General features: G+C 61.1%; 17 protein-coding genes. 3 read left to right on the top strand and 14 right to left on the bottom strand.

Going from position 1 to position 19,031, the window contains the following annotated elements:
• Genes ABWK72_RS26365 through ABWK72_RS26355 form a run of 3 tightly spaced genes read right to left on the bottom strand, consistent with a single transcriptional unit; the run spans window position 1 to window position 1,826 of the window.
• Window positions 1-996: an alpha/beta hydrolase family protein gene (locus tag ABWK72_RS26365; protein WP_367872561.1), complete on the bottom strand. Its 996-nt coding sequence runs from the start codon at window positions 994-996 to the stop codon at window positions 1-3.
• Between the two features lie 26 nt (window positions 997-1,022).
• Window positions 1,023-1,313: a hypothetical protein gene (locus ABWK72_RS26360; RefSeq protein WP_367872560.1), complete on the bottom strand. Its 291-nt coding sequence runs from the start codon at window positions 1,311-1,313 to the stop codon at window positions 1,023-1,025.
• A gap of 27 nt (window positions 1,314-1,340) precedes the next feature.
• Window positions 1,341-1,826, bottom strand: a complete 486-nt coding sequence (locus ABWK72_RS26355) for a DUF2314 domain-containing protein (protein WP_367872559.1) — start codon at window positions 1,824-1,826, stop codon at window positions 1,341-1,343.
• Window positions 1,827-1,945: 119 nt separating this feature from the next.
• Here ABWK72_RS26355 and ABWK72_RS26350 point away from each other — a divergent pair, with 119 nt between their 5' ends.
• On the top strand, window positions 1,946-2,575 hold the full coding sequence (locus tag ABWK72_RS26350) for an NAD(P)H-binding protein (RefSeq protein WP_367872558.1): 630 nt from the start codon (window positions 1,946-1,948) through the stop codon (window positions 2,573-2,575).
• 102 nt (window positions 2,576-2,677) lie between these two features.
• Here ABWK72_RS26350 and ABWK72_RS26345 read toward each other — a convergent pair whose 3' ends face one another.
• The 7 genes from ABWK72_RS26345 to ABWK72_RS26315 all read right to left on the bottom strand — a co-directional run bounded on the left by ABWK72_RS26345 (window position 2,678) and on the right by ABWK72_RS26315 (window position 11,165).
• Window positions 2,678-3,097, bottom strand: coding sequence for a hypothetical protein (locus ABWK72_RS26345; protein WP_367872557.1), 420 nt, complete (start codon window positions 3,095-3,097; stop codon window positions 2,678-2,680).
• 71 nt (window positions 3,098-3,168) lie between these two features.
• Window positions 3,169-3,570, bottom strand: a complete 402-nt coding sequence (locus ABWK72_RS26340; protein ID WP_367872556.1) for a hypothetical protein — start codon at window positions 3,568-3,570, stop codon at window positions 3,169-3,171.
• 32 nt (window positions 3,571-3,602) lie between these two features.
• Window positions 3,603-4,109, bottom strand: coding sequence for a hypothetical protein (locus ABWK72_RS26335; protein WP_367872555.1), 507 nt, complete (start codon window positions 4,107-4,109; stop codon window positions 3,603-3,605).
• A 138-nt stretch (window positions 4,110-4,247) separates the two neighbouring features.
• Entirely contained in the window at window positions 4,248-4,550 is a 303-nt protein-coding gene (locus ABWK72_RS26330) for a cysteine-rich CWC family protein (protein WP_367872554.1), read from the bottom strand.
• 162 nt (window positions 4,551-4,712) lie between these two features.
• Window positions 4,713-8,114: a DEAD/DEAH box helicase gene (locus tag ABWK72_RS26325; protein ID WP_367872553.1), complete on the bottom strand. Its 3,402-nt coding sequence runs from the start codon at window positions 8,112-8,114 to the stop codon at window positions 4,713-4,715.
• 384 nt (window positions 8,115-8,498) lie between these two features.
• Window positions 8,499-9,653, bottom strand: a complete 1,155-nt coding sequence (locus ABWK72_RS26320) for a hypothetical protein (protein ID WP_367872552.1) — start codon at window positions 9,651-9,653, stop codon at window positions 8,499-8,501.
• 15 nt (window positions 9,654-9,668) lie between these two features.
• Entirely contained in the window at window positions 9,669-11,165 is a 1,497-nt protein-coding gene (locus tag ABWK72_RS26315) for a tetratricopeptide repeat protein (protein ID WP_367872551.1), read from the bottom strand.
• 232 nt (window positions 11,166-11,397) lie between these two features.
• Here ABWK72_RS26315 and ABWK72_RS26310 point away from each other — a divergent pair, with 232 nt between their 5' ends.
• Complete coding sequence (locus ABWK72_RS26310; protein WP_367872550.1) at window positions 11,398-12,114, top strand: hypothetical protein; 717 nt, start codon at window positions 11,398-11,400, stop codon at window positions 12,112-12,114.
• 21 nt (window positions 12,115-12,135) lie between these two features.
• Window positions 12,136-13,305, top strand: a complete 1,170-nt coding sequence (locus ABWK72_RS26305) for an SdiA-regulated domain-containing protein (RefSeq protein WP_367872549.1) — start codon at window positions 12,136-12,138, stop codon at window positions 13,303-13,305.
• A 220-nt stretch (window positions 13,306-13,525) separates the two neighbouring features.
• Here ABWK72_RS26305 and ABWK72_RS26300 read toward each other — a convergent pair whose 3' ends face one another.
• The 4 genes from ABWK72_RS26300 to ABWK72_RS26285 form a co-directional block, all read right to left on the bottom strand.
• Entirely contained in the window at window positions 13,526-14,176 is a 651-nt protein-coding gene (locus tag ABWK72_RS26300; protein ID WP_367872548.1) for a lamin tail domain-containing protein, read from the bottom strand.
• 361 nt (window positions 14,177-14,537) lie between these two features.
• Window positions 14,538-15,575, bottom strand: a complete 1,038-nt coding sequence (locus ABWK72_RS26295; RefSeq protein ID WP_367872547.1) for a transposase — start codon at window positions 15,573-15,575, stop codon at window positions 14,538-14,540.
• Window positions 15,576-16,118: 543 nt separating this feature from the next.
• Window positions 16,119-17,144, bottom strand: a complete 1,026-nt coding sequence (lpxD, locus tag ABWK72_RS26290) for a UDP-3-O-(3-hydroxymyristoyl)glucosamine N-acyltransferase (protein ID WP_367872546.1) — start codon at window positions 17,142-17,144, stop codon at window positions 16,119-16,121.
• Window positions 17,145-17,150: 6 nt separating this feature from the next.
• The gene (locus ABWK72_RS26285) at window positions 17,151-18,131 is read right to left on the bottom strand and encodes a fatty acid desaturase (RefSeq protein ID WP_367872545.1); all 981 of its coding nucleotides are present in this window, start codon (window positions 18,129-18,131) and stop codon (window positions 17,151-17,153) included.
• Window positions 18,132-19,031 lie beyond the last annotated feature (900 nt).

The raw sequence follows: 19,031 nt of genomic DNA, 5'->3' as shown, positions 1-19,031 counted from the left end.
TCAGGGTGCCTTCGCCTTGGCATTCGACTCCCACTTGTCTGCGTCGATCAGCACGGACTTCGCGCTCTCGCCATTCAACCAGGACTTGGCCGTGGGGTCGCCCTTGAGCTCGGCATCCCAGAAGGCGGTGGTGAGGGCGAGGATCGCGCGGTGGTAGCGAGGATCAATGGGAGACTCCCCTTTCAGGCCCCGCTCGCCGAAGGCCATGTGAGTTGCCTTGTCGAAGACAACCTGCCAGGCAGCCGCTTGATTGAGGTGCGGGAAAACCTTCAGGCGGTCGGCAGGCGTGGTATTGCCGATCGGGCTGTCGTCCAAGGTCCCGGTCATCAGCAGGCAGGGAATCTTGATACTCGCGAAGGCGGCCGCCGGATCGCCCATGGCGGGCGGGCTGGGACTCATCATCACCGCGGCATCGATGCGGGGCTCGACGAAGGACATGCGCCCGCGGGCGAGGCTCTGGCCGGCCACCGCCTGGGTGGTCTGCGCGCCGAAGGAGTGGCCAGACATGCCGAGGTGCTCCAGATCGAGGCGGCCGTGAAGCGCGTGGTCCTTCCCGTCATTCCAAGCGGCGAGGGCATCGATCACCGCCGGGATGTCCTTGCCGCGGTCGAGGTAGCTTTCGAGGGAAGCGGCTTTCTTCAGATCGGCCATTCGCTCCGCGGCGGGGGCGTCCTTCCACACGCTCTCATCGCTGCCGGGATGCTGGACGAAGACCACCGCATAGCCGCGCTTCGCCCAATGGTTGCCGAGGTAGGGGTTGTTGTCCCGCGAACCGCCGAGGCCGTGGGAGAAGAGGACCACCGGCGCGGGCTTGTCGCTCGCGGGGAGATAGACGCGGATGGGCAGGGCGCGGTCGCGCTTCGCGTCCTTCACCTCGAAGGTCTGCGATTCGATCTTGGTGTCGGCGACTTTGAGGGGATCGTAGGGAGCCGGATCGGCGGCGAGAAGACGGGCGGAGGCGGCCACGACGAGGAAGGCCGCGCGGTTAAGGTTCATGGCGGGATCAACCCGGGAAAATGCGGCTAGTTGCGTTTCCCCGTCCGATCCGGAAGTTCTTCGAAAAGCTCCTTCCAGATGCCGATGTCGTCCCCGTCGTCGATATCCCAAACCCGCGAGAGGCCGGCACCGCGCTCTACAAAGAAGTAGCCGGTGATACCATCGTACCGCGACCAAGCATCGGAGCTGTAGGTCAGGACTTGGCCCGCCTTAAAGGAGTCGCGCAGTGCAGTGAAGTCCTTGAGGACGCGGTAGGACCTTCCCGGCGTGAAGGGACACTCCCGCCAAGGAGGAATTTCATTCGGGGCGCGGCTCATGACGGGATAAGGTGTTCGGTCCACCTTTCAAGGCATAGTGGTCAAGGGCTCGTAGATCGAAACGCCGATGAACTGATCATAGGCTGCGCGCTCTCCTTCGGGGAGCTTTTCCCGCATCACGCGCAGAGTGAAGCCGCCGTGGAGGTGGCCGTGGTCGAGCATCATCCAGTCGAAGATATCTTCAGCCTCGAAAACGTGCTGTTGACCGACTTGGAACCATGGGCCGAGTTCCGCCGGAACTTCGAAGAATACACCGGAGAAGCAATCGTCTTCCGCGTAGTAGTGGATGCCCGTGAGCCAGAGGTAGAGAAGTTGGTCCTTACCCCGTCGCTCCGACTCATCGGGGTCGCGGAATCTGAGTTTCGCGGAGTAGAGGGCATCGCCGTACCTATCCCGGAGATGCACGATGAATCGCGGGATGCTCTCCGCGGCACGGACGTATGCCCTTTGCAACTCGGGGTCTGTTTTCGCGATCGCGGCAAACTGCGGTTCATCTTCCACCAGTCGATTCAAGGTCAACCCGATACATTCTGACAAGGCCTTCTCGCCCGGCAGCTTGGCGGGGCGACTCGATCCGACCTCTAGATATTAACGGTTGCCGGGGGCGGCGGGCTCGCTTTCTTCATCCAAGCATGGCGAGAGTTTTGATAGCAGGCGCAACGGGTGCGGTGGGACAGGAAGTCCTGCGGCTCGCGCTGGCCGACTCCCAGGTGGAGCGGGTGGTCGCGCCGACACGTCGGGCTCTCTCCCCTCACCCGCGGCTGGAGAATCCCTTGGTCGACTACGCCAGCCTCAGCGGCAGCGAACCATGGTGGGAGGTGGATGCGGTGATCTGCACGCTCGGCACCACCATCGGCAAGGCAGGCTCCCAAGAAGCCTTCCGCCGGGTTGATCGCGACTACCCGTTGGCCGTGGCACGACACGCCTTGATGCACGGTGCGCGGAGTTATGCGCTGAATTCCTCCGTCGGTGCGGACGCGGGATCGAAGACTTTCTACCTGCGGACCAAGGGCGAAGTGGAGCGGGATCTCGATGCGCTGGGCTATTGCTCCTACACCATCGTGCGCCCGTCCGTGATCTGGGGAGAGCGGCAGGAAGTCCGGCTCGGGGAGAGTCTCGCAATCTTCGCGCTCACGGCGCTGCGCCCGGTGGTGCCTCGCCGCTATCGCGTCGTGCCGGCGGTGAGGATTGCGAAAGCGCTGCTGGATCGCGCGCTCGCGGGCGTTCCCGGCAGGAAGGTTCTGGAGTCGGAACAGTTGTAGAAGCGCCCCTCTCCAAAGGGCGGATGCGTGTGGGAAGCGGGCGATCAAGTCCGCCCGCAGCGCCCCTTATGTTTTGCCGTTGGAGCCGCCGCGGACAAGACCCTAGCGGCGCTTGCCCGGCTCCTTCTCCAGCTCGTCATACCATGGCACGACCGAGCCACCCCTGCCGCCGTCACAAGAGCCGGAGACATAGCTGTAGCCCTTGACCCGCACGGTCATGCCCACCTCGAAACCCTTCACATCCGCGGCTTTGAGATAGACGGCAGCCTGCTTCGGGCCGAGCCCTTCCAACCAGCGCCGGATGGCCGACTTCTCGCCCACGGCTACCCGTACGGTCTGCTCGCGGTCCCAGCCCTTGAAATCCTCCAGCACCACGATCGGGCTTCTGCGGTGGATCTCGACGATCCTGCCGCTGAGGTCCCGCTTCGGGGTGGGAGCGGCAAGGGAAGCGGGGAGGATCGAAGGCAGCAAGGCGAACAAGGCCAGCAGTCCGAGGAAGAAGAAGGAGCGTGTCGGGTTCATGGCTACTTCCCGATTGAACGGATCTCCCCGTCTTTTCATTCGAGATATTATTGACCCGAGGCCGCAGGGACTCAAGGCGCTGCCCGTAGCCACTTGGTTCGGTGGCCGTGCAAGTCCGCAAGACTGATCGTCGGCTCCAGCTCGGATTCCCAAAATCTTACACCATTCGATACGCCTCCGGCACAAGGCGACCAATCCCGATAGAAGATGGACCCGGAAGAATCGAGGATCACCGATGCATCAAACGTGCCCTCAGGCCCGGGCGCACAGACTCCGTGATGCATGGCGGCGAGTATCCACTCGCCAGACGGGAGCGAACGCCGGCCGACCTCGTCCTTCCATTCAGCGGGGATGGCACCTCCTCCCCGGTAGTCGGAGAAACGCTCGATCCACTTGCTCTTGTAGCGGGCGCGGTCAATCGATGGCGCAAGGAAGATCCCGTAGGCCATCAGCAGGAAGAAGGCTGCGGGCACGAACAATACGAACCATCTTTTGCGAGGAAGCTTCATCGCCCTGTGTCGAGGAGCGAACAATAGATCCGGACCGGCTTTCCATCGGCGAGGTCTTCGAATTTCCCCATCGCGAACCCTCCGCTCAATACATTATTCCCGAAGCTCCGGCGTCCGGAGACGACGTTGATCGTGAAATGGTAGTTCCGGTCGGAAAGCCGCGCATAGGCTTCCTTGGATACCGTGGCGTCTTTGATCCGGATCGTTCCGGACCTCTCCAGTTCAAAGTCATGGGTGCCGAGGAACACCTCCCGGTGGGGAGCGGTTTTCTCTCCCGGCAAACGGGTCCCGTCGCCGTCGAAAACAATCCATCCCTTGATCGACTCCCCTGCATTCTCCAGCTTCTCTCTGGCTTCATTGTCCAGTGTGATCGCGATCGAGAAAGGCGGCACGGGCACCTGCTCACCCTGCTTTGTCGCCAATCGGGTGACCGGAGCATCCGAGTGGCAGCCGACAAGGAACCCGGCAGCGATGAAGAGCAGCACGCTTGAAATAATCCTCATAAGTCAGCCCGGAGAGCCTAATACCAATCTCCCGAATTGATATGACTTTATAGGACTACCCGCAATCATCACGGATTAGACTGATTTGAACGGATTTGCGGATTCGGGAGGCATGGAAGGAGCGTGTCGGGCTTATGGCTACTTCTCGATTGAACGGATCTCGGGAGGTTTTGATTCGATCTTTTTTGTTCTCCCTGCAACTTCGTCATCACCAGCATGCCGGCGAGAGCTCGCCGCCGCCTTAAAACATGATTGGCAGAAGCACGCAGCGGTCCCCCGGCTTGCAGCGACCGTCGACAGTAGCCCGGCGGGGAAGGTCATCTGACGACACCAACACGGCGTGGCGAAATCGCCTGATTTCGCCACGGCACATTCGTTGGGAGAGCCGCATGCGGGGCAGGCGAGGTTCGGCAAGGGTTCTGGGGGAACGGGAGGACTCATCGCATCGCTGGACGTTCGAGCTGGAACAAGGACCTCATCGGAGTCGGCCGCACCGCCTTATAGCGCGGCTCTAGAAACGTTAGACCCTGCGTCTTCCAATAGCAAAGCGGCTGCCCTCGTGGAGCAGCCGCCTTGGCTGGAAACGTTGCTGTCCGGGTGAACTCAGCCGTTCTCCTCGTCCTCGCCGCCGTGGTTCAGGATGAACTGCAGGTCCTCAAGTCCCAGGTTCGAGGCGAAGCCTTCGTCTCCGAGCACGTTGGTCACGAGCTGGGTTTTCTGGTGCTGGAGGATGCGGATCTTCTCTTCCACGGTGTCGCGGGTGAGCAAGCGGTAGGCGATGACCTTGTTCTTCTGACCGATGCGGTGCGTCCGGTCGATGGCCTGGTTTTCCACGGCCGGGTTCCACCATGGATCGTAGAGGATCACGTAGGAGGCGGAGGTCAGGTTCAGACCGGCACCACCGGCCTTCAGCGAGAGCATGAAGACGGAGGCATCCTTGGTGGTCTGGAAGCGCTCGATCTCGCCCTTGCGGTCCTTGGTCTGGCCGGTGAGGTAGTGGAAGGGCCGCGCTTCGAGCTCGAGGCGCGCCTTGATCAGGTCGAGCATCGAGACGAACTGCGAGAACACTAGTACCTTGTGGCCTTCCTCGTGGAGCTGGTCCAGGAGGTAGAAGAGCGACTCCATCTTGGCGGACTCTTCCTTCAGATACTTCGGATCGATCAGGCCGGGGTGGCAGCAGATCTGGCGCAGGCGCATCAGGCCTTGGAGGATGGCGAAGGAATTCTTCTTCACCGCCTCGTCCGAATCGAGTCCGAGCAGGGCCTTCTGGATGCGCTTCAGCTCGGCCTTGTAGAGCTCCTGCTGGATGTTCTCCATCTTGGAGTAGACTTCCTCTTCCGTCCGCGGCGGCAGGTCCTGGGCCACCTGCAGCTTGGTGCGGCGGAGCAGGAAGGGACGCAGGCGGGCAGCCAGGCGGTTCTGGGAGAGCGGGTCCTTGCGCTTGTCGAAGCGCTTCTTGAAGTAGGCACGGCTGCCGAGCACGCCGGGCATGGCGAAGGCCATCAGCGACCACATATCAAGGAGGCGGTTCTCGATCGGGGTACCGGTGAGGACCAGGCGGTTCGCGGAGTCCAGCTCGCGGGCGCACTTGGCAGCCTTCGAGTCCGGGTTCTTGATCTGCTGGCCTTCGTCAAGGATCGTGGTCAGCCACTTGATCTCGTTGAGCAGGTCGCCGCAGACGCGGAGCTGGGCGTAGTTCAGCACCAGCATGTCGATGTCTTCCTGGGTCTCCTTGACGTTGAGGTCCTCGCGGTTGCGCAGGACCTTCACGCGGATGTTGGGAGCGAACTTCGCGGCCTCGCTGGCCCAGACGTCCAAGACGGACTTCGGACAAACGACGAGCACCGGGCGGTGGTCTTCCTTCTTGAGCTCCGCTTCCTCCATCAGCCAGAGGACATAGGTCAGCGATTGGATCGTCTTCCCGAGACCCATGTCATCGGCGAGGATCCCGCCGAAGCCGTTGGTCGCGAGGTAGGCCAGGAAGCGGTAGCCATCGACCTGATAGGGCCGCAGCGTGGCATTGAGCTTGTCCGGCACCGGCGGCAAAACCTCGATCTGGATATCCCCTGCCCGGTCCTTGATGCGCTTCCATGCCTTCGGGTCGAAGACATCGGCGGCCTTCGGATCGGCAAGCTGCAGCGCGTGCATGCGGTGCGTCTCACCGGAAAGGTCGAAGGGATCGAGACCGAGCCGCGTGACCGCCTCGCGCTGGTCGGCATCGAGCTTGATCTCGAGCCGCATCCACGAGCCGTCGTCCATCCGCACGTAGCCGCCGCGTGCCGCGACCAGCTGGCGGATCTGCGCCTTGGAAAGATTCACGCCTTCCACATCGATGACGATGCGCAGGTCGAACCAGTCGATCTCCTGGTTGATCACCTCGAAGCGGACCGCGGCGGTGACCGGGTCGTTCAGAATCGACTTCAGGCGCAGGTCGATGTCCAGCGTGACCGATTCCGGCATCGCCTTGATCCACTCCGCGAACTTCTCCGGGAATTGCTTGGTGATGCGGGATTTGAAGGCCAGCAGTTTCTCGTCGTAGGTCAGGCCCATCTCGTCCAGCAGGCTCGGCACGGGATAGAGCGCTTCCCGGGCGAAGCGCAGGAGTTGCTTGCCCTTCAGCGGTGCCTGCTCGACCAGTTCCCAGCCTTCCTTCGTCAGTCGCTCGGTGCGGCGCTCCTTCGACTCGATCGCGGTGACATCGATCACCAGGTGCTCGGTCTCCGCAGCGGTCAGGCCGGCGACGAGCTTGAGCTCGAACTTCGGCTTGAGCTCGAGATCGACCACCCGCTTCTTGAGCGACTCCGGCAGCGAGGCCCCGATCTTGCGCAGGAACTCCACGCCTTCCAGCGAGTCGATCACCCGCTTCGGGATCAGGTAGCGCGGCATCACTTCCGTCTCCTCCAGCCAGCGCGGCGGGCCGGGGAATACGGTTTCGTCGGACTGATAGAGTTCCTTGCGGCCCGGCAGCATGCGGACCGAGTGCGAGACGTTCTCGCCGCCATCGGTGACGAGTTGCAGCGCGAAGCTGTTCGGATCGTAAGGATCGTCCTCGCAGACCCACTTCAGGGCCTCCGTTACCACCTTGAATTCGCGCTCGTCGAGGTTGACCAGATAGCCCTTCAGCGCCGGCTGGCGGAAGACCCGGTTCATGAAGCGGCAGGCTTCCTCGACATCGAAGTCGAAGGTGATCTCGTTCTGATCGCGGTAGTAGGACAGGAAATGCTCCCACAGCACCTGGCTGGAGGCATCCATGCGCAGCGCCGCCTGATGGTGCATCTGCACCAGCCGTTCGATCTCGTTTTTCTCGCGGATCTGCGTCCAGAGGCCATTGCCTTCCTTCACCTCGATCCGCGCCTCGTTGATCGTCGCGACCAAGCGGAAGGCCACCTCAATCGGCGGATCCTGCGGCGGGCGTTCATTGACTTGCTCGATGCGGTCGTACCAGGAGGCGACGTCGCGCTCCTGCTCCCAATCCGCCATCTTCTTCTGAACGTGGGCCAGATCGGTGATCACGTTCATGAACTCCGGGTACGGCAGCTTCTTCTTGTAGAAGGCGTAGGCCAGGTAGTTCCAGAATTCCAGGATGTCGCCGGGCGGCATCGGCCACAGTTCCAGCGGCTCGTAGGTGGTGATTTCCCAGCGCGGCGTGATGCGGACCATGTCGTGGTCGTGCAGCTCGCCCTCGATCACGTAGCGGCGGTAGCGCTTCTCGATCTTGGAAACGAAGTCGGCCTCCTTGTCGTCCAGCTCGCGGCCGAGCTTGTCCTCGATGATGTCGAGCACCGGGGTGTCGTCGAATTCATTGGGCGACTCCGGGAGATCCTCCCCGCGGTGCATCCGCTCCATCATCGTCGCATACTGGCAGGCGCCGGAGACCAGTTCGTCCTCCGCCGTGCAGGAGCCGAACCAGCGGTTCCCTTGCAGGCGCAGGCTGGTGCGGAAGGTTCCTGCCTCGTCCTCGACGCGACCTTGGATGAAAAGGTGGTTGCCGAAAATCTGCGTCACGGTGCCTTCCTTCTGAAGCTTCTCCCCCTCTTGCGGGCGTCTTCGGGGAAACTATTGAGGAAATTGAGAGTCGCTCTGTCCGGATTCATTGCTGGAAACTGCGGAGATCCCGCCTCGCATGCTTACGGCACCTTGCAGAAAGGACGCGACGGCGGGCCGCGACGATAGACCCCGCTTTCCGAATGCGGCAACAAAAACCTTGGAGGGGGTTTCTGTAAGGGAAATTACGAAGACCCCCGGGGCGCGACGGACAAGACCGGCCGAACTCAGGGACAAACCCGGGTTTCCCCCATGCCGCGTCCCGCGCTGCGGACAAGCTCCGGAAGGAGATCCACCGCCCTTCATGATCCGGGCGGCTGCGACCCACCATCGTCGCGCCCCGGATCAATCGTCCCCGTCGTAATCGTTCGCGTCGTCGCCTCGGTCTTCCAAGATCCTCCGCCGCATGTCCAAGGATGCTTGCATGGCTGCGACTCCGGGCCATTCCTGCCGTCCTTGCGCCCACTCTTCCGCGATGTCCAGATCTCCCAGATCCATTCCTCCGATGGTGGCGGAGAGAAGCGCTCCTTCCCCCCTCCCCCCTTCTGTCCCTGCCACCCCCGCCGCCCATTCCAGGGCAGCGACGGGGTCCGCCTTGCCCTTCGCCTCCGAGATCCGGGCCAGTGAAGAGCCGCTGACGTATGACCCGCCGATGTGACTCTCCAGCACCGAAAGCGCATCCGGATTTCCCGCCTTCACGGCCCCGTCGGCAAGAGCTTCGAACATTCCCTTCAGATAGGAGGCTTCACCGGTTCCCGCACTCGCTTCAAGCGTCCTGAGCAGCATGGAGGCATCCTTGATCGTGGCCGATTCCTCCAGACGCTGGACGACGGCCCGGCCGGCCGAAGCCTGCTGGCTGGGATGCAGGGAGGATACCAGCTTCATCGCGCCGAGGGGATCGTCCTTGCTCGCGGCCGCGATGTAAGCCATCGCCATCCGGTCCTTGAATTTGCCTGCAGGCAAGGTCTCCAGCCAATGACCGGCAGCAGCGGGGTCGGCTTGGATCCAGCCTTCGTATTGCCCCCTCAAGGCACCGATCATCTCGAAATCCGCCGCTGTTCCCGTACGGCCTTTCATGAGATCCGCACCCTTGAGCTGGCCGGCCCGGAAATTGACCAAGGCATCGAGTTCGGGATGGAAGATGCCCGAGCGCTTCAACTCGTCCAGCGCCTCCGACATCTCCTCGAAACCGGTGGCATCGCACGAGGCAAGCAGCTCCAGAAATTGCGTCATCCGCGAGAGCGGATTGTCCGCACGCAGGGCCATGAGGCTCCTGACCTTGATGCTTGCCCGGTTGGCGGAATCGCGGCCCGCCCGCTCGTCGCGCGATGAACTCCCGGATCGCGGCGAACGGGTGCTGCGGTTGCCCGCCTGTTCATCCCGTGATCCTTCCACACCGGAAGGATGCGGCGGGGACTTCTCTCCGCCCCCACCCATCACATTCCACAAGACCGCCGCCAGAGTGATCACGGCCCAAGCAATACGTTCGGTGTGTTTCATGGCTTGGAATCTTGCTTATTTACCGGGCGATTGCGCGCCGACCGTGCCGGCTGGACCACCCTTGAGTTTCTGAAACATTTCTGCGGCCTCCTCCTTCTGGGTCGCCGTCAAGGAAGCGGCCAGCCTGTCCAACAAGGGCCTCGACCCCTCATCCCCCCGCTCCACGGCCAGGGTGGCATAGGCGTGCGCCTGCACCGGGTTCGCGCGGGTTCCCAAGCCCTCGGACGCCGTGAAGGCCACCCTTCCTGCAGCGGCGGCATGGCCCTTGTTGCATGCCAAGGTGTAGAGGACGCCCGCATTGGCATAGTTGATCTCACAGCCGATGCCCCGCTCGTGAAGGGTTCCCAGCTTGTACTGGATCTCCGCGTCTCCCGATTTCATTGCCTCCGTCAGCCAGGCCACCGCGGAAACCGGATCCTTGTATCCAATCCCGCCGTCCAAATAGAGCATCCCGACCTCATACTGGGCCTGCGGGATGCCTTCCCTTGCCGCTTGCAGCAAGAACGGGACGGCGGAGGCGGAGTCCTCCTTGCTAAGACGCCGGCCAAGCTCGGCTGCCGCTTCGGGATTTCCCGCTTCGGCGGACTTTCGCAGCCACTGCAAGCCTTCCGCGGGGCTCTTGTCATTCGCAAGGAGCAGCACCGCCACCCGGTGCATGCACCGCGCATTCCCTGCGTCTGCACCTTCCTTGAAACATCCCAGGGCACCATCCATGCTCTTTTTCAGATTCTGCTCGTGATCGCCTAAGGAAAGATATGCCTCGACATATCCTTTTCCAATAGCCTTGCGCAAGCACTCCCGGCCCTCCGTCTCGTTGTAAACCGGCGTGTTTTCTTCCAGTAGTAATTCCCCGAGCAAGAGCAGCGACTCGTCGTCCCCCAGATCGATCGCCTCGCGATAGCACTCCATTGCAAGCTTGTAGTCCGTGACCTCCGGAAAACCGAATCTGCCCTCATACAACCTGCCCAGAAGGCTGAAGGAAGGACTATCTCCCGCATCGGCAGCCTTCTTCCACCACTCCGTGGCAGCCTTCGGATCCGGCTTGCCATCGGCGCTTGCAAAACCACGCAACCAAGCCTCGCCCCAAACGCGTCGGGCGATGGGATTGTTAGCGCCTGCTGCCTCATCAAGCGCCTTCCTCCCGCTTTCCCTTTCCGTCCCGAGATTGGAGCCGAGCGAAATCAAGAAGCGCCGCAAACCGGCCTCGGGGTGCCCCGCGGCGGCTGCCCGCCGGTAGGAATAGTCCATCGCCTGCCCCCTGGAAAGCCGGGCGGGCTGGGGTGATTCCTTGGCCAAACCCAGAAGGTACAAGCCGTCCGCATCGCCCTTGTCGGCAAGCGGTGTTGCCAAATCAACCGCCGTGGATAGCCACCCATTGCGATAGGCTTCAACCGCCGCTTGCGCCGGACTGCCGGGCGATAACTTGGGAGCCGGTATGGGAAGATCCAGTGCCATCGCATGCCCGATAGCTGCCAGAGTCAGAGCCAGGCGGATCAGAGGTCCTGAATGCATGATGAATGGATAGAACTCCCTTCAAATTTCAAAAGGGACGAAGGGTAACGGAATCGCCCCAAACCACAACTCATGCGCATGGATGACATCGCATGCCACAACCCCCAGAAATCAAAAAAGGGTCAGCTATATCTCCCCGGCGCATCCCAAGACGCCGGACGCAACGCTTTTATCAGCATCTTACCCGCGTTCCTCCATGTGGCTTAAATGTTGCAAAAAAATCCTGCGACCCATGATGCGAGGCCTGCCTTTATTGCTGGGCCAGTTACAGGCCAACCCGATTCAAATGAGAACAATCCCCTTCCTTGCAGGCTCTATCTTGCTCACCATCTCCTTCGCCGCGCCCGCCGCCACGATCGTCTACTACCAAAGCAGCGCGGGTGGTAACGGCACAACAGGTGCAATCGCTTCGGACTATCATGACGATCTGAATGACCCCACTACCTTCGGTCCCGCCGCAGGCAGCGGCGTCAATCGCGATACCGGCGTGAGTTTTTCCGGCTTCGGAACCTCGATCAACCCCTTGCAGTATGCGGGATTCAAAATCTCCGCTTTGCCCGACCACGAATTGCACCTGACGCAGCTTGTATTCGGCACCTTGGCGAGTTCGGGCGGCGTTCGGCCGGTCACTTCATATTCCTTTGGGTACCGGATCGATCTGAACAACGACGGAAGCTATTCAGGTGCCGGGGAGGAATGGGTGATGGGCAAGCTTTACACGCCGGTGGACTCGGACTTTTCCCTCGGCAATCCGTTTAAGACTTGGGATCTGAACATTGTCACCACCGGCGAAGTGGAGTTCGGTTTGTTCGCTTCGGCTCCCCAGGCCAATGGACGGGTCGTTGGCACCGAAATTAGTGTCCTAGGAGATATCAACGCTGTTCCAGAGCCTTCGGCAGCCCTTTTGGGTGCACTTGGCGGCCTAGCGCTCCTTCGCCGCCGCCGCTGATCCCGCCAAGAGCACGTGATTATGAAAGGTTCGATCCGCACCGCCTGTGCCTTCGCCGCCCTGGCTTCTCCTGCCTGGGCGGTTGAGCCCCTTAGCGCCTATACCCATATCGAGACCTATCCCATCGCCGTCAGCGAGGCTTCGGGTATCGCCTACAATTGGGATACCGACACGCTCTTCGCCATTGGCGATGAAGGCCAGGCTCTTGTCCAGTTCACCAAAACGGGACAAACCATCGATATGATGCACTTCGACTTCAACGTCTCTCCCCGCGAGGCGCGAGGCCTGGACGACCCGGAGGGGGTGGCCTATCTTGGAAACAATACCTTTATCATTGCTGATGAACGGGATTTCTTCGGCAGGGTGACGACCTATCAGGCGGGCGCCACCCGCACCCAGGCGGATCTGAACCCGATGTCCTATGACTTCGATTACATGAACATGTTTGGCGATAGCAACGCCGGCTTGGAAGGCGTCGCCTACGATCCGGTTGAGCAAGCGGTCTGGGGAGTAAAGGAACTAGGACCGGTAGGCGTCTATCGTGCGCTGGGGATCTCCCAGACCCCTGGCAATAGCGGGATTCCCTTCTCTGTTTCGGAGCCAATTGTGGCCCGGACGATTACCCGCTGGAACACCTATCCCCTCGAGGCCCCCTTGGAGTTCAACCAGACATCGGACATTTACGCGCTGTCGGCTTGCCCTGCTTTTCCAGCAGGTCACCCCAGAAGGATGAATTTGCTCATCCTGTCCCGTGACCGGAAACTGATCATTGAGATCACCCGCACCGGGACGATCGTTGATACCTTGGATACCCTGGCAATCGGACGCGGAACCATCGAGGGAATGGTGATGGACAAGCATGGCACCCTCTACCTTTGTTCGGAACAAAGCGCCGCGCCGAACAATTTTCCAGGTCTCCACAAACTTTCGCCTCCGCCGCCGCCCGGACCGTTCTCAGTGACGGCTTGCGTCATGGGGGAGTCGGAGGAATCCGTCACTGCAACGGTCACTTGGAACTCGACGATCGGGAAACAGTACGTGATCGAGTTCTCCGAAACACTCGCGGATGATGATTGGCAAACCGTGAGCCCCCCGACAACGGCGTCCACGGCGTCTTCCACAATGGGGACGCAACCGCTTCCCAAAGACAGACGGGGGTTCTTCCGCGTGAAGGAAGTCACTCCTCCTTGACCGACCTTTTACCGGAAGATCGGAGCCCCTGAATAGGAAGCCGCCTGGAAACGGGCGGCTTTTGTGACGGAACGCCAAGCCGAGAACCGCATCTCCCATGCGATCGCATTCGGCTCTGCGGAATTGTGGATAGGCTGAAATGAAGAGGCTGCCGCCCAAGTGAATGGACGGCAGCCTGTGGATGGTGAATGGAATCCGCCAGTGGATCCCGCTCCACCGCTTACAGGTTCGGGAACACGCCGGGGCTGCCAACCGGGCCCGGGATCGGGTTTCCTTGGATGTCACCCTGAAGACCGGCCTTCCAAGCGATACCTGAGACCAGGGAAAGGGTCCAGTCTTCGAAGAACGTGGTGGTGTCGTTGGAGATCGGGACAGCGCTGACGTCTTCGGAGCGTGGGCCCGTGTTGACGCCGCTACCTTGGTCGGTGTAGGTCATGCGATCCCAGGCGGTCGAGCCGTCGAGGTCGCCGGATGCGTAGATGTTGACTTCGTCAGCACGGCCCAGGTTGATCGCGGTCTGGACGATGTTGGCGCCAGGAATGCCGGTGAAACCGACCGGAAGGGCGGCGGCGGCTTCAGTGTACCAAGCCTGGATGAAGATGACGTCGCTCACTTCCGTGATGATGGCGACCTCGCCCGCGTCAAGGGTGCCGATTCCGGAAAGATCGGTCGAGGTGGCCGGGGTGCCGGGGACGACGGAGCCGGTATGGGTAACACCACGGCGGCTGTCCGAGAATTCCCAGCCGCTCATGTTCTGCGAGGCGTCGCCGACGTTGGTGATTTCGACGAACTCACCGAAGAGTCCGGTGTACATGATCTCCGTGATCTGGACATTCGCAGCGGCGTTAGCGGAGACGGTAGCAGCGGCCATGGCCGCGAGGATTGAAACGATGTTTTTCATTGGTGTTGTGTTGCGACGGGTTGTGGTCGCACCGGAAGTCATACACCGTAACCGCGGGTTGAGTAATAGATAAGAGAAACACAATCGTTATCAAAAAAAGTTATATTGACTGTCCCCCATGCCGTGGAACAACCCGCCCCAATTCCAGTCACCCCGCTTGCCATTCACCCATCTCAAAGGTCCCGTTTTGAACATTCCACGGGTTCTACAAATTGTGGAACAATTCCCCAAAATCAGACGCTATGAATTATCTTTACACATATTCACGGCCAACTACCTTCGCCGGAATTTTTTACCAGCGCACGCCGGCGAGGGAGCATGGTCGCACCCGTCAACGCCAGCACTTGCACGCGCCGCGCTTGCCTGCCGCCGCATACTCGGCACAACAGGCTTCCTTCTCAATCTCCTCCTCTTGCGAAATGCCCGGTCCTGGCGGGTTGGCCGCACGACGGGCAAATTCTAACAGGCGGTCGAGAAGCTCCTTGGCTGGCCGCCATGATTTGCCCCAGGAAGGCTCCGGATCCCGCGCGACCAGCAGGGCCACCCTCGATGAGACACCCATCTGCAGGCTCGAGGCAATCCACTCCGTGGGAACCGTGGTGCACAGGCGGATCGCACGGCCGATCGCGCGCTTGCGCCAATCGCTCTTCCGCAGGTTGTCGAGGCTCTCGTAGCTGAGCCCGGCGGCTGCCAAGCCTGCCCCGAGTATGCGCTGCGCCATCTCCGCGCCGTGCACCGGGCTACCGCCTTCCGGCCCAGCCCCGCTGCGCCGCCGCGCCGCGATCAACTCGCTGCGGAACGAGTCCTCCCCCAGATACCATCCCCGCCTCAGCGTGGAGTGCAAGGTCCTGCCGGCACCCGGCAAGGGCGGGCGCCCGCCAAGCCGCACCGCCACCTGCTCGAGATGCTCCAGGTAACGGAGCCGCTCGTCGCATTCCTCCCCATCATACCCCATATGGCCGAGCCCCTCTCCCGCGCGCACCCATTCGCGCCGCAATTCGGGAGGCAGCAGATAGTCTTTCAGGCTCGACCACGGGTGCGCCGCTAGTCCGGCGGCGCTCACCAGGCCGAGGCGGAATGCATTCAGATGAACGTGATCGATAATCGAGGAGAGATGACCGTCCCCCTGCACGAGCACGCTCTTGTACCGACCGCCGAAGACAGACCCCGATCGCTCGTGCCGCGCGTTGAAGCGCTTCGTCCAGAAATTCTGAAACCATTTCATTCCCGTCACCAGATTCGCTTCCGGGGTCCGCAGCACCATGTGGTAATGGTCCTTGAGCAATACCCAGGCGAAGATCTCCCAGCCCGTTCTCTGCACCACCCCGGCCACCAGGCCCTCGTGGGTATCACGGTCGCGATCATCCATGACGATCGGCCGGCCCCCGAAGCCCCGGGCCGAGCAGTGATAAAAGGCTCCCGGGAACTCGATCCTCGTCTGGCGCGGCATATTATCTACTGATGCGGATTGATCCAATTTGGCATCAACACTACGAGGAACACCATATCAAACCGTGCGACGATTTCGTCCCCTTGTCCATTTTCGACCCTGCAATTCCTGCAATATATGACTCATCTCACCATATCCGTGAAATAGTGCCAGTCAGACCGCGCATGCGGCATTCCGACGGAGCGAATCGCATCAACCTGAGTTCATTTCCGTAACTCATTCTTGATTCACGCCACAGCCATGGCATCGAGCAAGGGGCATGCCGGTGCCGCGGCGAGGGTCGCCCGGCTCGCATCGGAGGGCTGGGAACCGACCGGAAACCCCACCACGCGTGAGCCTACGCTTCCCTCGCGATGGAGCGGGGCGACAATTCCGTCAATGAGCTGCGCGCGGCATTGGACGGCGAACTGGATGACGCCAAGAAGACCGAGGCGTAGAAAATTCTCGCCGATCCAGCACTTTCTAACTCCCCGGCGTGGCCATCCCGGCGAGTTGTTTTTCCAGTATTTTCAAACGGCGCAGGGCGTCGGGCAATTGGGCCATGGCGATCCATTGGCGCTTGGCTTGCTTGTCAGGTGCTGCGGGGTAGCCCAGCACGGTTTCACCGGCCGGAATGTCACGCATGACCCCTGACTTGGCTCCGATGGTGGCCTGGGTGCCGAGTTTCAGGTGGCCGGCGATTCCCGATTGGGAGGCGATGACCACGTAGTCGGAAAGGTGGGTGCTGCCAGCAAATCCGACCTGGCCCATGATGAGGCAATGCTTGCCCATGACCACGTTGTGAGCGACGTGGACGAGGTTGTCGATCTTGGTGCCCGCGCCGATGACGGTGGGCCCGAGCGCGCCGCGGTCGATGCTGGCATTCGAGCCGATCTCCACGTCGTCGTGGATGATCACGTTCCCGACCTGCGGCATCTTACGATGCTGCCCTTGATCGAAGACATAGCCATAACCATCCGCACCGATGGTGGTTCCGGAGTGGATTCTGACACGATCGCCGATCTGCGTGCGCGAGTAGATGACGACATTCGGGTGCAGGCGCACATCATTGCCGATCCGGCTGCCACGTCCGATGTGGTTGCCCCCCATGAGGACGCTGCGCTCACCCACGCTGACATCCGCTCCGATGACGCAGTGGGGGCCGATGTGAGCGGTGGGATGCACGGCGGCCGTGGGGTCGATCACCGCGCTCGGGTGGATGCCTGCCGGGTGGATTTCCTCCGGGAAGAACAGCGGCAGGACCTTGGCCATGGCCACCCGCGGATCCTTGACGCGAATGAGGGTTTTCGAGGCGGACTCAAATCCCCCGGGCACCAGAATCGCAGTGGCATGGCTTGCTTCCGCGGCCTCCAGATAGCTGGGTTTTTCCGCGAACGTCAGATCACCCGCCCGGGCCTGATCGGCCGGTGCCACACCGGTGATCGCCATCGAGCCATCGCCAATGACTTCACCCCCGAGCTGCTGCGCTAGACTGGAAATGGTGAACATGAGGAATCAGCGGTGATTGCGGGCACTACCCGTGGGGAAAGCCTGTTTCAGTCCGACCATGCGCTGCTGCTCCGTGTCCCAAACCTTCAGGCGCAGGCAGCGGATGATTTCCATCGGATTGAGGGACGTGACCTTCGGCTGCTGGAGTTCAGGGATGGCCCGGATGACCTCCGGGAGACGATAAAAAGGGATGCGCGAGTTCAAATGGTGGACGTGGTGGTAGCCGATGTTCCCCGTGAACCAGGCCATGATTTTACCGGTCTTCATGTAGCTGGATGATTCCAAGGCAGCGCGCTCGTAGGTCCAGCCCGCCTTGTCGTAAAAGGAAACGCTAGGGAAATTGTGCTGGGCGTAAAACAGATAGGAGCCCAAGCCGAAGGTGATGAGATGCGGAACGGTCTGCGAGAGCAGCAGCCCGATCCAGCCCGTGTAGTAAACCAGAGCCACGGAAATCGAGAAGTGGACCACCAGGGCCACGAGGCAATCGAAGTGTTCCTTCGGCTTGCGAAGAAAGGGGAGCAAACACATCCCCTGAAGGAAGACGAAAACGTAGCCGAGGAAGATCGTCCCCGGATGGCGGGTGAAGAGATACAAGAAACGCGCCGATCTATTGGCCTTCAGGTAGTGCTCTTTGGTCATGATCGGGAACGAGCCGATGTGAGAGCCCTTGATCTTCGAATTGTGATTGTGGTGATGATTGTGGGAGCTGCGCCACACGCTGCTCGGGCTCAGTGCATAAATCCCGAAGACGCGCATCATGTATTCCGCCAGCTTCGATCGCGGCAGGATCGCGTGGTGCTGCTGGTCGTGATAGATGACGAAAAGACGCAGAGCCAGGAGGCCGGCAAGTAGGCTGCATGCCACCCGGCCGATCCCATGGAAATTCCAGATCGTCCCGACCATCGCAGCGATGAGTAAGGCAACGGTCGAGAGAAAGCACCACCAGCTCTTGGCCGTGCTATCCGCCATGAAAGGCTTCGTCGCCAAGATCAGTTCAGGACCGGTTCTGGCGTGCCCGCTGGCAAGGTTGGTTTCGGTAGGTTCTGAGACGCTTGAAAAAGTCATTCGGCTGCTAGGAGTTTGCCTTTGGCAGGTAGCCCCTGAACCGCAGTTGGCCGGACCGGAGGACGTATGAAAGGAATTGTTTCGGCCGATTGTAGGATGGGGTTCGACTTTGGATAGACGAAAACACCGGCGGGGAAAATTGCGCCACTACCATGCTGGAAGTGAGCGGGTAACGCCTCCGCTCCGACGGAATGCGCGCCGGGCTTGGCATCAGGCCTCGTTCCATATCCTCGGAATGAAAGCCAATTCGACAGTTCGCCATGAACCCGCGTCCCCTCTACCGCTGGAAGTCGTTCTGGTTTGGTATCCTCATTCTCATCTTCCTTGGATGGGGTTGGGTGAGGTCGATGGGGGCCGGCGACTATTTCGCCATCAACGGGGGCTTCGACGAAGTGCTCCGGATCGACCAAAGCGGCGGTTGTATCGCGGTAGTTTGGCTGCTCCCGGACCCCATTTTCTCCCTTCCGGAAGTGCCCCTCTCCAAGATGTTCGGCAAAACGGATGCGCGCTGGTGTCCCCCGGCCTTTGACCACGGAAGTCCCGTCGATGGATGGGCTTCCGTGGCGGTGGCCCATTGGTTTCTTATCCTTCTTTTCCTCGCTGCTTGGGGCGGGTGGCTCGCCGGGCGCTGGCGGCGGATGAGGCGCCTCCATAGTGCCGGGAATGGGACCGGCCCTTGAATTTCGAATTCAACAACCGGAAGGAGCACCTGTTAGAAATCCGCTGCGAATCCGGCAGGTGCTTTTTCCTGCTCACCATCAGGTTTACTGATGCCCCTTCGAGGAAGCTCCCGATGCCAACCGATGTTCCCCTTCGCGGCGC

The organism is Luteolibacter sp. Populi (assembly GCF_040801775.1).
In the GTDB taxonomy this organism is placed as follows: Bacteria; Verrucomicrobiota; Verrucomicrobiia; order Verrucomicrobiales; family Akkermansiaceae; genus Haloferula.
Note: the sequence above shows the minus strand (reverse complement) of the source record. Positions and strands in the feature narration are given on the sequence as shown.